General features: G+C 60.9%; 12 protein-coding genes and 1 pseudogene. 8 read left to right on the top strand and 5 right to left on the bottom strand.

What is annotated here, in order from left to right; all coding sequences use genetic code 11:
- From BMOU_RS05795 to BMOU_RS05785, 3 genes are all read left to right on the top strand, one after another.
- Positions 1-1,235: MSCRAMM family adhesin SdrC (locus BMOU_RS05795; protein WP_235143728.1), on the top strand; the 1,235-nt coding region annotated here is incomplete at its 5' end.
- 15 nt (positions 1,236-1,250) lie between these two features.
- On the top strand, positions 1,251-2,279 hold the full coding sequence (locus BMOU_RS05790; RefSeq protein WP_034875683.1) for an HAD-IIA family hydrolase: 1,029 nt from the start codon (positions 1,251-1,253) through the stop codon (positions 2,277-2,279).
- Between the two features lie 13 nt (positions 2,280-2,292).
- Positions 2,293-3,051 (top strand): TlyA family RNA methyltransferase, encoded by a 759-nt coding sequence (locus BMOU_RS05785; protein ID WP_034875681.1) that lies wholly within the window; start codon positions 2,293-2,295, stop codon positions 3,049-3,051.
- Positions 3,052-3,062: 11 nt separating this feature from the next.
- Here BMOU_RS05785 and BMOU_RS05780 read toward each other — a convergent pair whose 3' ends face one another.
- Both BMOU_RS05780 and BMOU_RS05775 read right to left on the bottom strand, forming a co-directional pair.
- Positions 3,063-3,716: a potassium channel family protein gene (locus BMOU_RS05780; protein WP_034875679.1), complete on the bottom strand. Its 654-nt coding sequence runs from the start codon at positions 3,714-3,716 to the stop codon at positions 3,063-3,065.
- A 78-nt stretch (positions 3,717-3,794) separates the two neighbouring features.
- Positions 3,795-5,258, bottom strand: a complete 1,464-nt coding sequence (locus tag BMOU_RS05775) for a potassium transporter TrkG (RefSeq protein WP_034875677.1) — start codon at positions 5,256-5,258, stop codon at positions 3,795-3,797.
- Between the two features lie 185 nt (positions 5,259-5,443).
- Between BMOU_RS05775 and BMOU_RS05770 the strand changes: the two genes are divergently transcribed.
- The 3 genes from BMOU_RS05770 (at position 5,444) to BMOU_RS05760 (ending at position 8,900) form a co-directional block, all read left to right on the top strand.
- Positions 5,444-6,418 (top strand): NAD kinase, encoded by a 975-nt coding sequence (locus BMOU_RS05770; RefSeq protein WP_137648309.1) that lies wholly within the window; start codon positions 5,444-5,446, stop codon positions 6,416-6,418.
- Between the two features lie 9 nt (positions 6,419-6,427).
- The gene (recN, locus tag BMOU_RS05765; protein WP_034875675.1) at positions 6,428-8,158 is read left to right on the top strand and encodes a DNA repair protein RecN; all 1,731 of its coding nucleotides are present in this window, start codon (positions 6,428-6,430) and stop codon (positions 8,156-8,158) included.
- Between the two features lie 64 nt (positions 8,159-8,222).
- Complete coding sequence (locus BMOU_RS05760; RefSeq protein WP_034875674.1) at positions 8,223-8,900, top strand: HAD family hydrolase; 678 nt, start codon at positions 8,223-8,225, stop codon at positions 8,898-8,900.
- A gap of 44 nt (positions 8,901-8,944) precedes the next feature.
- On the opposite strand, the pseudogene BMOU_RS05755 reads toward BMOU_RS05760, so the two are convergent.
- Positions 8,945-9,321: pseudogene (locus BMOU_RS05755) on the bottom strand (GntR family transcriptional regulator).
- Between the two features lie 450 nt (positions 9,322-9,771).
- Between BMOU_RS05755 and BMOU_RS11010 the strand changes: the two are divergent.
- Both BMOU_RS11010 and BMOU_RS05745 read left to right on the top strand, forming a co-directional pair.
- Positions 9,772-10,743, top strand: a complete 972-nt coding sequence (locus BMOU_RS11010) for a CBS domain-containing protein (protein ID WP_235143727.1) — start codon at positions 9,772-9,774, stop codon at positions 10,741-10,743.
- 294 nt (positions 10,744-11,037) lie between these two features.
- Positions 11,038-11,598 (top strand): pyridoxamine 5'-phosphate oxidase family protein, encoded by a 561-nt coding sequence (locus tag BMOU_RS05745; protein WP_137648307.1) that lies wholly within the window; start codon positions 11,038-11,040, stop codon positions 11,596-11,598.
- Positions 11,599-11,686: 88 nt separating this feature from the next.
- Here the strand turns inward: BMOU_RS05745 and BMOU_RS05740 are convergent, their stop codons facing one another.
- Complete coding sequence (locus BMOU_RS05740; protein ID WP_034875672.1) at positions 11,687-12,991, bottom strand: MFS transporter; 1,305 nt, start codon at positions 12,989-12,991, stop codon at positions 11,687-11,689.
- Positions 12,992-13,082: 91 nt separating this feature from the next.
- Positions 13,083-14,570, bottom strand: a complete 1,488-nt coding sequence (gene thrC, locus BMOU_RS05735; RefSeq protein WP_034875671.1) for a threonine synthase — start codon at positions 14,568-14,570, stop codon at positions 13,083-13,085.
- Between the last annotated feature and the right edge of the window lie 19 nt (positions 14,571-14,589).

Here is a 14,589-nt window from a genome sequence, read left to right as displayed (position 1 = left end):
GTGACTTCCATCGTGGTGATCGTCGTGACTTCCGTCGTGATGATGGTGAGCGTCGCAACTTCCACCGTGATGGCGATCGTCGTGACTTCCGCCGCGACGACCAGCGTCGTGACTTCCGTAAGGATCGTGACCAGCGGGACGCGGGTGAAGAGAGGAAGCAGTTCACCCGCGAGGAAAAGATGGAGTACCGCGAGGCCAAGCGTGGCGAATACCTGTCGAAGCCGCGCCGCAATTCCGACGGCACGATGAGTTTCCCCTCGCAGAACCCGTATACGCATCGCCGTCCTGATGAGCCCAAGATGCCGAAGAGCATCGAATGGCGCATGCTGAGCACCGATGATCGTGAACGTCTGCGTGGTCTGTCCAAGGAGCATGCCGAGAATATCGGCCTGCATATCCTTGCCGCCTACACGTTGGAGGAGAGCGACCCGGAAGGCGCCCTCGAGCATGCCAAGTGGGTGGCCCGCCAGGCGTCCCGCATCGACTTCGCCCGTGAGACGCTGGCCTTCATCGCCTACCGTCAAGGCGACTACAAGCTGGCGCTGAAGGAGTTCCGCACCGCCTACCGCATGAACGGCTTCCTGGATTATCTGCCGTTCATCGCCGACTGTGAGCGCGGCCTTGGCAGCCCGAAGAAGGCCATCGAAATCGCCATGAGCGATGATGCCAGATATCTGCGCGGCGAAGCCAAGGCCGAGATGTTCCTCGTATATGCAGGAGCCCTGGGCGACCTCAAGATGTGGGACAAGGCCATCGAAATCGTTCATAAGCTGGGCCGTTCCAAGGGACTGGCGGGCGAGTACCGCATGCGTGCGGTGCAGGCCGAACAGTACTTCCTCGAGGAATCCGGTCATACCGATGAGGCCATCGCGCTGGATCAGCTGCTCGACAAGCTTGAACTGCAGTATGCCGAATCCGACATGGATGAGACCTCCGACGATTTGGTCATCGAATATGACATGCAGGAGCTGAACGACGAACTTATGGATATGCTGGGCATCACCGAGGAGGACGCCCAGTACGCCCCGGAGGATGAGGATTCCGACGAGGCGTCCGACGGTGCCATCGACGCCAACGGCGAAACCGATGACGAAACGGAGCTGCCGGCCCAGGAGGCCGTGGAAGGCGCCGAATCGGATGTCGAACCGGCGCGGGAACAGGACGCCGATAATGATTCCGACGTATCGGCTGAACCCGAGGCGGAGCATGCCGACGAATCCGCCGACAACGAGTGAGGTGACGTTGATCACATGCTGAAGTCCACGAATCGGCCCTTGAGCGAAACATACCGGCTGGCGCTGCTTGACCTTGATGGCGTGGTGTATCGGGGCAAGAATCCGGTGGAACATGCGGCGACGAATATTCGCAAGGCGGAAAGTCTGGGCATGACGGTGGAATACACCACCAACAACTCATCCAGACTGCAGTCCGTCGTAGCCGATCAGCTCAGGGGCTTCGACCTTGACGTCGAACCATGGCAGGTCATCACCTCTTCCGTGGTGGCCGCCCGCATGGTGGCCCGTGAGGTGCCTGCCGGCGCCAAGGTGTTCGTGCTCGGTGCCCGGCACCTACGTGAGGAAGTGGCTAGGCAGGGCCTTGCCGTGGTCGACTCCGCCGAAGATGAGCCGGTCGCGGCGATCCAAGGCTGGTATCCGGACATGTCATGGAATGAGATGGCGCAGATCGCCTATGCGGTCGAACACGGCGCCACCTATTTCGTGACCAACCGTGATCTCACCATTCCCCGTGAGCTCGGCATCGCCCCGGGTTGCGGATCCATGATCATGGCCGTGGTCAATGCCACCGGTGTCGAACCCGTTTCGTCGGCGGGCAAGCCGGAGTCCGCCATGTACGACGAGGCGCGGCTGCTTGCCGCGCATGACGATGCCGAGCCGGTGGCCAAGGAACTGTGCCTTGCCATCGGGGACCGCCTCGATACCGATATCGAAGCCGGAAATCGTGGAGGCTATGATTCGCTGGCCGTGCTTACCGGCGTTACCGATCCGCATGAGCTTATGCTCGCTCCGGCGCATCTGCGCCCGACGTTCATCGCCAAGGATCTGCGAGGCCTCAACGAACCGGCTCCCGTCGTGGAACGCAACGCCGACGATGTCTGGATATGCGGCGACGCACGGGCCGGACTCGAAGGCGATGCGCTTGAAGTCAGCGACGTCACCAACATGAACGGTCTGCGTGCGGCCTGCAATGCCATGTGGGCGGCCGCCGACAACGGCCGTGCCCTGGATGGCGTCACCGTACCGGAATTCCATATCGACTGACGATCGGCAGCCAGTGCAGCATAACGATTCGCAACATGCCGTCCGCCTCGATCTTGCCCTACTGGACCGCGGGCTTTCCGACAGCAGGTCGAAGGCCCAGCGTCTGATTGCCCAGGGCAAGGTCAGCGTGAACGGCGTCATTGTCGCCAAGGCGTCGATGAAGGTCACGGACGGTGATGAGATTGCCGCCGATAGGGGAGACGATTACGTTTCGCGCGGAGCCTACAAACTGGCAGGCGCTTTCGATCTGTTCCTCAAGGACGGTCTGCGTCCGGCCGAAGGACTGCATTGCCTGGATATCGGCGCCTCCACCGGAGGATTCTGCGATGTGCTGCTGCGTCGCGGTGCGGCGCAGGTCATCGCGTTGGATGTCGGGCACGGACAACTCGATTCGAGAATCGCGAATGACGGCCGAATCATCGAAATGAGCGGAGTCAACATCCGTGACGTCGAGGCCGACGACCTACCGTACCGACCGGAGATGATCGTTTCCGACGTATCCTTCATCTCATTGACCCATGTCATTCCGGTGATCGCGCGAATCGCAGCCGATGACGCACAGATCGTGCTGCTCGTCAAACCGCAGTTCGAAGTGGGCAGGGGCAACCTCGGCAAGAACGGCATCGTCGAAAACGAAGAACTCCGTGAACAGGCGCTGCGCAATGTCATCGCCTGTGCGGAATCCAACGGGCTTGACGTGCGTGCGACCGGACCTTCGCCGATCGAAGGCACGCACGGTAATGTCGAATACCTGCTCTATGCCGTGAAATAACCGGCTGTCGGCTATCCCCGAATGAAGCGGTCAATCTGATCCTGCTTGCCCATGATGATGAGCTCGTCGTTACGATGCATGATCAGTTCCTTCGAGCCGTATTCGAACTCCTTGCCCGGTGACTTGATGCCGACCACGGTGATGCCGAAGCGCTCATGCACGCGCGCGTCCCCGATGGTATAGCCGACCACGTGTGGGGGAGTGTGGATCTTGACGACGTTATAGGCACCCTCAAGTTCGATGTAATCCAGATAATTGCCGGAGACCAGGTGCCCCACCCGTTTGCCGGCGTCGGTTTCCGCATTGATGATATGCCGTGCGCCGATACGCTGCAGAATACGTGCATGCTCCTTCGACACGGACTTCGCCCAGATATCGGAGATGCCGGCATCCAGCAGGTTTCCGGCGGTGATGACGGATGCCTCCACGCTGTCGCCTATGGCCACGACGGCCGTGTCGAAATCCGAGGCGTTGATCTGCTCCAACGCCATCACATCGGTCATGTCGGCCTGCACGGTGGGAATCTGCGAGGACCAGCGGTTCACCAGTTCGCCGTCCTTGTCGACGGCAAGCACGTCCTGGCCCATCATGTCCAACGTGGTGGCCACGGAACTGCCGAAACGGCCCAATCCGACCACGAGTACGCTTCTGGTGCTGTTCGCCATGATTCTTCGTATGTCCCTTTCCGTTGTGTGTTCTTCGGAGTCGTGTCCTGCAAAGTCCAAGTATATGGATGGCCTGCGTCAGCCGACCACGATCTGTTCGGTGGGGTAGCGCACCGCCTCCAGATTGCGCGGACGCGACACGGCATAGGCGATGGTCATCGGACCAAGCCTGCCGATGAACATGGTGGCCGCGAGAACATAGAGGGCGGTCGGATTGCCGGCATCGGCCACGCCTACGGAATAGCCGCCGAGACCGAAGGCGGAGCATGTGTCGAACAGTGCGTCGCACAACGAGCAGCCGGTAACGATCATCAACGTCATCGACACCACGGTCACCAGGGCAAGGCAGGCGGTGCTGACACTGACCGCGGTCATGACGGCCTGGGTATGGATACGACGGTGGAAGGCGTTGATCTCCCTTCGACCGGTGAAGGCGGCACGGCACACCAGCAGAATCACGGCAAGGGTGGTTACGCGAATGCCGCCTGCGGTGGAGGTGCTGCCGCCGCCAATGAACATGACGATGCTCAGGAACACCTTCGTGGCATCGCTGACCTGGGGCATCCACGACAGGTCGAAGCCGGAGCTGCGGGGCATGACGGCCGCGACCATGGCATGCCACAGGCGAGGCTCCACGCTGTTATCGGGGAACAGCGACCGGTTGTTCCATTCCACGACGAGGAACCAGGTGAGCGAGGTGGCCACGATGCAGAAGGTGGTGATCAGCGTGAGCTTGGTATGCAGGCTCCAACGCTTGGGCGGCCTGTGCATGCGCCAGGAACGCATGAGGTTGAGCAATACGGGGAAGCCAAGCGTACCGCAGAATGCGCTGGCGAGGATCGGCAGCCCCACGGCCCAGTTGTTGACATGCAGACCGGCACCGTCGGGCGTGAACCCGGCGTTGTTGTATGCCATGACGGCGAAGAACAGCGATTCCCACAATGTGTGGCGCACATCGCCATGATTGACTTTGTACAGGCCGGGGAACAACGCGATGAACGTGATGCCTTCGATGACGAACGCGGTGGTGATGACCACGGCGAGCACACCCTTGATCTCGCCAAGTTTCGTGGTGCCGAGCTCGCTGGCGGTGAGCAGCCGCTGCGTGGCCTTGAGATGATGGTTCACCGCCAATGCGATGAGCGAGGCGAAGGTCATGACGCCCAGACCGCCCATCTGCACCGAGAAAATCAGCACCGCCTGACCGAAGGTGGTCCAATGCGTGGTGGAGTTGACGATGGAGATGCCGCAGGTGGAGATTGCGGAGACGGCGGTGAAGAACGCGGTGGTGAAGTCGGTGGTGTCGCCTTTCGGCGTGGCGATCGGCATCAGCAGCAGGCTGGTGGAGATCGCCACCAGCAGCAGGAAGTAGATGATGGTCAGACGTCCCGGATGCGAGGTCAGGCGATGCATGAGACTGCGCTTGCGGGGCTTGCGGTCTTCCGCCATGGCCTTCTCGAAGGTGTCTCCCGAGAACCACCAGGCGTAGCCGTGCGAGGCCTCACGGTTGGAGGAGGACTCGTCAAAGACGAGGTTCGACATGTGTTCCTCTCTCCTTCGCCATGTAACGGGAACATCTTTCCATCAGCTATTGTAGGCATATGTGTGACTAATGGGCGACCCCGCCGGATGATCTCACCGGGATTTGTGGCGTGGGCTGCTCGCTTTCGTTCATTTGTTCGATTACTATTGGAGTCGAGGACGTTCCCTGGTCGAAAGGGTCTGAGATGGTCGATGCCCGGCATGCGGTGGTCGTAACGCATAGTCGTCTGCGGGAAAGCGGGACGGTGGTGCAGGAGGCGGTGGAGCAGCTCGCTCAGGCCGGTTTTCACGTCTCGATCATCGACAACGTGGAGGCTCCTGATTTCGGCAATCAGCCTTCCGCCGTGCCTGACAACACGGAAATCGTGGTGGTGCTGGGCGGCGACGGCACGATTCTGCGCGCGGCCGAGCTGGTGCACTGCACCGACGTGCCGATTCTCGGCGTCAATCTGGGTCATGTCGGCTTTCTTGCGGAATTCGAAAGCTTCCAGATGAGCGAGGCGATTCGCAGAATCGCCGATCATGACTATTCCATCGACGAACGCATGATCGCGCATGCCGACGTGTGGCTGCCTGGATCCGACAATCCCATCGCGGACTGGGCGCTGAATGACATCACCTTGGAACGCGCCGATCGTGGCAAGATGGTGGAGCTGTCGATCCGCGTGGACGGTGTGGAGATGAGTTCCTTCGGCTGCGACGGCGTGATCGTGTCCACTCCGACGGGCTCGACCGCCTACGCATTCTCGGCGGGCGGACCGATCATGTGGCCGAACGTCAAGGCGCTGCAGTTGATTCCATTGGCAGCCCACGCGTTGTTCGCCAGGCCCCTGATCATCGGTTCGGGATCCACGTTCGCCATCGACATTCTTGACGATTCCATGTCGGATGGCTGGATCTGCTGCGACGGCCGTCGACAGCGCGCCCTGCCGAAGGGCACACGGATCGAGGTGCGCGAATCGAAGGGCACGCTGAGGCTGGCCCGGCTTTCCGGAGTGCCCTTCACCAACCGTCTGGTCACGAAATTCGACCTTCCGGTCGTTGGCTGGCGTGAGCAGGCACGCAAGACCGGCGATGTCCATCATGGGCATATCTTCCCGGAGGCCGCGGCCCCCATTGGAGACGCGGATGCCGCGTCGGATACGGCAAGTGACGAGTGAGACCGGAACATGCTTGAAGAACTTGAGATTCGCAACCTTGGCCCGATTCGTTCCGCGCTGATCGCCCCGGCTGGCGGCATGACCGCCATCACCGGTGAGACGGGTGCCGGCAAATCCATGCTGCTGAGTGCGATCCGTCTGATTTCCGGCGGCCCCTCCGATGGAGGCCGCGTGTCGGTAGGTGCCAAGGAGGCATGGGCGCAGGGCGTGTTCGAGGTCGGCGAGTCGGTCGCGGCCGTGGCCGCCGCCCGTGAGGCCGGATTCGAACCGGAGGACGGCGAACTGTTCCTGTCTCGCAAGGTGCCGGCTTCCGGCCGGTCCCGTAGCATGCTGTCGGGCCGGAGCGTGCCAAGGTCCGTGCTTGGCTCGGTCGCATCCGAACTGGTGACCATTCATGGGCAGGCCGACCAACTGCGCATTGCCTCTCCCTCCCGCCAACGCGAGTTCTTGGACCGCTATGCCGGCGACGACGAAGCGATGGCCGCGTACAACAAGGCATGGGAGACCCTGCGAGCCATGGACGAACGGCTGGAGCGACTGTCCAGTCAGGAATCGTCAATGAGGCAGCAGGCCGATTATCTGCGTGAGTCCATCGAGCGCATCAACCGTATCGATCCGCAGCCGGGGGAGAGCGAGGAGCTGCATGCCCGGCGCGACCGCATTGAGAACGCCGCCGAAATCGCCCAGGGCGCCGCCATGGCGTTGGCGGCATTGGACGCATCGCAGGTCGGCGGCGACGTCGATACCGCAAGCGCCGCCGACCTGATCGATCGTGCGGCGCAGGCGTTGCGATCCATCCATGTGGAGGGCGTGTTCTCCGATCTGGCCGACCGTCTGGACTCCATCGGCACCGACCTGTCCGATGTGGTGTTCACGCTTTCCGGCGAGGTGGACAATGAGAACAGCATGGACGACCTTGATTCCATCAATGGCCGCATTCACGAACTCGACGAACTGACCCGGCGTTGGGGGCCGACGCTTGCCGACGTGATCGCATGGCGTGACAAGGCCGTATTCGACCTTGAGGATCTCGACGCATCTCCCGAAAAGGTCGAACAATTGCAGACGGAGCGGGGCCGGCTGTTCCGCAAGGCGTTGAAGGCGGCGCAGGCGTTGTCGAAGCTGCGTGCGGCGGCCGCCGGGAATCTGGCGGGCAAGGTCACGAAGGAGCTGTCGTCGCTGGCCATGGGAGGGGCAAGGCTGGAAATCAGTGTGAAATCCCGCGCCGATGACGGGTCCGGTTCGGCGGACGTGTTGGATGCCAACGGTTGCGACGATATCGAATTCCTCTTCACCCCGTTCCCGGGTTCCCCGCAACTGCCGATGGGCAAAAGCGCATCCGGTGGTGAGCTGAGCCGTCTCATGCTCGCGCTTGAACTGGTCGCCGCCGAACGGCATGTGGTGGCCGGTGGAACCGTGCCTCCCATGACCTTCATCTTCGATGAGGTCGATGCCGGCGTCGGTGGCAAGGCGGCGGTTGAGCTGGGCGCTCGCCTCGCCAGGCTCGCGCAATCCGCGCAGGTCATCGTCGTCACGCATCTGCCACAGGTCGCATCTTGGGCCGACCAGCAGTATGTCGTTTCCAAAGGCGCATCGGAGGGCGAGAATGGCGTCGTCACCACCATCAGGCAGGTGAGCGGCGGCGAGCGCGTACATGAGATCGCACGTATGCTGTCGGGCAGCGAAAGCGAGACGTCGCTTGAGCATGCCGAAGAGCTGCTGAAGGCATCGGTGCTCTAGGTGGCGCGTGGTGCAATCGCAAGACGGTAATCGCGGATCAGATATGGAACTGAGGGGAGCGGGTATGGCGGCAACCGACGGAATCGGCATCAATCAGGGCAAGGCGGCCATCTTCGATCTTGACGGCACCTTGCTCGATTCCATGGGCGTATGGGATCAGGTCGATATCGATTTCCTGTCGCGCCGCGGCATCGAGGTGCCCGATGACTACATGACCAAAGTCGCCGCCATGCAGTTCCGCCAGATCGCCGAATACACCATCGCGCGTTTCGGCCTGCGGGATACGCCCGAAGAGCTGATGGAGGAGTGGGACAACATGGCGCGCGTCATGTACTCCACCGTGGTTGAGGCCAAGCCGTTCGCCCGCGAATACCTGCGTCGACTGCGCGATGGCGGCGCTCGTCTGGCCGTCGCCACTTCGCTGCCGCCCGCATTGCGCGAGCCGGCCTTGCAGCACGTCGGCATCTTCGAATATTTCGATGCGATCGTCAGCGTCGACGACGCGGGCGATGTCGGCAAGGATCGGCCGGATGTCTATCTGCTGGCGGCCTCGCGTCTCGGCATCCCCCCGGAGGACTGCACGGTGTTCGAGGATTTGCTCGTCGGCATGCGGTCCGCCAAATCAGTCGGCATGAAGGTGTGGGCCATGCATGACGATTCCTCCGACCTTGACTGGTCCGAGATCTGCGAGCTCGCGGACGGCGTCATGTTCGACTTCCACGACGCTCCGCAACGGTTGTGAGCATGGGTGTTGCTTCCGCCGGAGCGGATTGCGTCTGACATCGTTCAGGATTGTTCCCTGTAGGCCTGCTCGAACATGCCGAGAAGGTCGATCAGTTCGATGTCCGCGCCTTGGCGGCGGTGACGGTCTGCCTGAGCACCTGCATGATGCGTTCCCGGGCGCGTTCCTTTATCAGCTCATTGCCATGGGCCATCACAAAGGTGCCCTTGCCCTGCATGTTTTCCACGAGTCCCTCATCACCCAGCTCGTTGTATGCCCTGGTGATGGTGAGCATGCTGACGTGCAGTTCCTTGGCGAGTGTGCGCAGGGAGGGGAGCGCCTCCCCGGCCGTGAGTTCGCCCGACAGAATCGCCGAGCGGATCTGATTCTTGATTTGTTCGTAGATCGGTTCTCCTGACGTGGATGAGATGGTCAGTTTCAATTTGCGCCTCCTCCTTGCCGTTCACGAAATCAAGCGGCAGGATTACTGCCATACTGTTATATATAACAGTATCACGGTTCGTGGTGACTGTTCAAGTGTTGTGTATAACAGTTGTGTTCGGTTATGCTTAATCGTTTAATGTCAATGTTTGCAACAATCATGGGCTGCCACTGCCATGGCGGGATGGCCTTGTCCAAGCATGTTCGACACACGTGCGTTCCCATTCCGTACGACTCCGCCGCAACGGCCTTGTCCAAACCCCAGCGAACAATACGGAACCTGCAAGCGGCCCCCGACGTACGGATCCAACGTATGCAACGCCGATCCGCCTGCCAGGAAGTCGCCATCTCGAACCAATCGTTATGCGCCCCCTCGCCGTCCGAATCAACGGACAGACAAATGGGGCCGGCTGCAATCGCAACAGCGCAACATAACGAAAGGAACCTCATCATGCCCCGTAACGGCAAGGAAGGCATTCTCTTCAGCTTCATCATGTCGGCCATCATGATCTACGTGATGGCGGCGCTCAACTACGGTGTACGCACCGGCGACGTCGGTGCCACCGCATGGAGCTACGCATTCTTCAACTGGCCTCTGGCCTATGTGGTCGGTATGATCTGCGATCTATGCATCTGCACGCCAAGCTCACGGGCCATCATGAATCGCTTCTGCGCGCAGACCGACCGCGCCGTGTGGAAGGGCATCACCGTCAAATTCCTCATGGTCGTGCTCATGACCGTATTCATGACCATCTTCGGCGCCATCATGGCCTTCGGCTTCAGCGGCGGCGCCGTGGCCGGTTTCTTCAGAATGTTCCCGTATAACTTCACCATCGCGCTTCCGATCCAGATGCTCGTCGTCGCGCCGCTCTCCGGCGTGATCGTGCACGCCGTCGGCGACAAGGCCGGTTGGAACAGGGCGGCACGGCAGCGCACCCCGAAACTTGATGTCGAGACCGTCGCCGATGTCATGCAGAGGGAGGTCTACACCGTTTCCGACACCGCCACCGTCCGTGACGCCATTGAGGTCATGCTCGATCGCAATACCGGCGGCCTGCCGGTCGTCGATGGAACGGGCGCCGTGGTCGGATTCGTGTCCGACAGCGATGTGCTGCGCCGTTTCGCACAGGACAACCTGCCGGTCTCCGACGTCTCCACGCTGATCACCGGCATGGCTCGCGGCGAATTCCCGCAGCTTTCGCATGCCGAACTCATGCAACGCAACGTCATGGAAATCGCGGCCAACAAGGTCACGACCGTCAACGTCGATGCGAGTATCGCCGAGGTCTGTCAGATGTTCGGTTACCAGCAGTACAAAAAGTTGCCGGTCGTCGATGGCGGCAGACTCGTCGGCGTCATCAACCGTGGCCATCTCACGCGCCGCTCCTTCGAAACCTGCCTGGAGTACCGGCAGAGCGCATAAGGCGTCGGTGGTTTCGAAGGAAGGTGCGGAAAACGTCGTTTCATGTGGAGGATATGGATACCACCACCATGAAACGGCGTTTCTCCTTTCCAAGGTGTCGTTTGGACGGAACGGCCATCGTGCTTATCGGCATGCAACGACGGTTTTCGGTACATAGCGACGGTTCTTGACGATTACGCGGGCGATACGGGTCCGCCGACGGCCCCGCGGCGACTTACGCTACCATGGATTGCAGGTTCCGGACGGGAACGAATGGCCATGATGGTCGGGAAGTCGAATCGGAAGGATCGCAGCATGACGACGCGACGTAACGATGAACGGACAGTGGCAGGGGAACGTCGCATGATGCGCCGCGCCGATCGTGAGGTTGCCGATCCGGCGCAGATCATGGCGATCGTCGCATCCTGCAAACTCATTCACATCGCATATGCGGATGCGGAAGGGCCGACCATAGTGCCGATGAACTTCGCCTACATCTGCGAAAACATCGGAGATGCGGCCAGACCGACATTCTATTTCCACAGTGCGCCGATCGGCCGTAAGATCGATGCCATCAAGGCCGCCGGCAACAAGCTGTCCGTCGCCTTCGAGATGGAAACCGATTGTGAAGTGGTGGCGGGACGTGTGCCGTGCAATTGGGGTGAGGCCTTCAAATCGGTGGTCGGTACCGGCGTCGCCTCCATCGTCAGCGATCTGGACGAATCCCGTCTCGCGCTTGAGATGCTGATGAGGCAGCAGGCGGGCATGGAGCATGTCGAATTCACCGACCGGCAGGTCCGCAGCGTCACCGTCTGGAAGGTCGAGTCGGACTATGTCACGGCAAAGGTACGCGAAAGACCGCAGCCGCGTCAGTAGTCTGCATCTCCTGACGTATCCGGGAATCGGCGAGCGGCGGCGTTCCTATTGTGGTTGTGGGCATCCCGCATCACCGTTGCGCCCGCCATCAATCGTCCGCATGGGCGGTGGGATGGATGACATGCGAGAATGCCAGATAGATGATCCACGCGATCGGCATCGTCAGCATGAACGCCGGATAGAACCAGCCGATCGGCATGTGCCCGTAGAAGACGCCCGCCAGAATCGGTCCCAATGCCATGCCCAGATCGAGTCCCATATAGTACGTGCTGTTGGCCAGTCCGCTACGTTCACGGCCGGCGATCACCACGGCCTGCGCCTGCGTGACCGAACTCATCAGACCGTAACTGGCGGCCATCGCCACGCCTGCGCCAAGCAGATACCAATCGTTCGTCATGAACGTCAGGAACGCCAGCATGGCAAGCATTGCGATCGAGCAGATCACCAGCCAGAACCGGAATCCCTTGGAATCGAACAGATTCTTCATGGTGATGCGCATGATCAGCAACACGGCAGCATAGAACACGAAGAACAGGTCGGATGAGACCGTCAGATGGCGCGCCGAGATGTAGTCCACGATGAACGACTGATTCGCGAAGTAGGGGATGGCGAACATCATGAACACCATCGTCAGCGGGATTGCGCGAGGCTCCACAAGATTGCTCAGGCGGAAGCGGTGCGCGATACCATGCCGTCCGGCATCGCCCCGGGATCGCGACGCGGCCTGGCGCGCCGGATTGCCGCCGTTTCTGACCAACATGACGACGATCAGCGTGAGCACGTTCAGTACCAGTGAGGCCACAAACGTCAGATGATAGCCGGCAACGGCCTGCAGGCGAATGCCAAGTGCCGGCCCCACCGCGATGGCCAGGGCGTTGACGATGCCGTACAGTCCCATGCCGGCACCCATATGACGGATCGGCAGCAGCAGCGACACCCAAGTCGCCAGACATACCGAACCACAGGCGAATCCCAGACCGTTGACCACGCGTGCCGCGATCAGCATGCCCGTGGAATTGGCCAGGCAATACATGATGCCGGCGATGATGTACAGGCTTGTGCCGACGGTCACCAGCAGACGTTTGCTCACCAAATCGGACAGATTACCCGCAACCGGCCTGCAAAACAGGGAGACGAAGCTCATCACACCGGCGATGACGCCCATCATGGTGCCGGCCGCGCCCATCAGCTCCGCATAGCCTGCGATGATCGGCGTGATGATCATGTTGCTGGTCATGAAGAAGAACGTCGCCAGCATGACCAATGCCACGTCACGGGTGATCAGCCGGTCCTTCTTCGGCCTATTCGCCATGCCTGCATTCCCGGATGTTGCGGGTGGGTTGGTTGTCGGGCCGGTCGGTCCATTCGCGTTGCCTGTAGCAGATTGCATCATTTTCGCCTCCGATTCCGACACTTTAGTGAGACTTATGAAAAACGGCCGCCCGCCTAAGCGGACAGCCGATTACCGATGTTGCGATTATCTCCTACAGGGACTTGGCGGCCTGCTCGACGAAATCCTCCATGCCGCTGATCTCAACGACGCTATCGAAGCGTACGTCGGCGGTCTCAAGACCGCGCAGCGCAGTCGGAGCGGTGGTGCCGGTGGCCTTGGCAAGCACGTCCATGCACTCGAAATCGGTGCCGGACGCATCCAGGCCGAGGGATTCGTTGACCACGCGAGGGAACTTGTACGGGCTGGCGGTGCTCAGCAGCACGCGCGGAGTGAGCGGATCCCGTGGCATCTGCTGCATCACGAAATAGCCGCAGGCGGTATGCGGGTCGATCACATAATGATGCTTGTCCCAGCAGTCCGCGATCATCTCGCGTACCTGATGCTCATCGGCCCAGCCGGTGCCGAAGATCGAACGGATCTTGGCGAGCATCGGCTCGGGAACCTCATAGGCGCCCCACTGGTTCAGATCGTTCATCAGCATGGCGATCAGGCGCGTGTCCTTGTCGGACATGTAGTACAGCATGCGTTCGAGGTTCGAGGAGATGAGGATGTCCATCGAGGGGGAGATGGTCTGGAAGAACGGACGCTGACGGTTGTACGTGCCGGAAGTCAGGAAATCGAACAGCACGTTGTTCTCGTTGGAGGCAACCACCAGATGCTTTACCGGTAGACCCAGCAACTTGGCATAGTAGCCGGCGAGGATGTCGCCGAAATTGCCGGTCGGCACCACGAATTCGACTTCGTCGCCCACGTTGATCACCTGCCGTTCCAGCAACTGCGCGTAGGCGGAGAAATAGTAGACGACCTGCGGCACCAGGCGGCCCACGTTGATGGAGTTCGCGGAGGAAAGCGCCACATGGGAACCGCCCGCCAGGCGTTCGGCAAGCTCCTTGTCGCCGAAGATGCGCTTGACCGCGGACTGTGCGTCATCGAAGTTGCCCTTGACCGCACACACGTTCACGTTGGAACCGGTCTGCGTGGTCATCTGCAGTTCCTGCACCTGGCTGACCTTGCCTTCCGGATAGAACACGGTGATGCCGGTGCCCGCCGCATCGGCGAAGCCTGCGAGCGCGGCCTTGCCGGTGTCGCCCGACGTGGCAGTGACGATCATGATCTTCTCGCGGCCATCACCGTCGGCCGGGGCGGTGCGCGCCATGAAGCGCGGCAGGATCTGCAGGGCCACATCCTTGAACGCGGAGGTCGGCCCGTTGAACAGTTCCATCACGAAATCGTCCCCAAGCGGCTTGACCGGGGTGATCCTCCCGTCGGACCATTGCGGGCCATACGCCTCGGCGATGCATTCCTTCAACTCGGTTTCGGTGAAGTCCGGCAACAGCACGGAAAGCACATCAAACGCGATCTGCTGGTAGGACTTGCCCGCCAGGGATGCGATGTCCACGTGGGATTCGCCTAGGGAGTCGGTTACGAACAGGCCGCCGTCATCGGCGATGCCTTTGCGAATGGCCTGCTTGGAGGTAAGCGAGTCGGTGGTGCTGCGTGTGCTGTGGAACGTGGTCACTGGACATCCTTAGCAATAA

The sequence above is a fragment of the Bifidobacterium moukalabense DSM 27321 genome (genome assembly GCF_000522505.1).
Classification (GTDB): domain Bacteria; phylum Actinomycetota; class Actinomycetes; order Actinomycetales; family Bifidobacteriaceae; genus Bifidobacterium; species Bifidobacterium moukalabense.
This window is presented reverse-complemented; position numbering and strand designations above follow the sequence as displayed.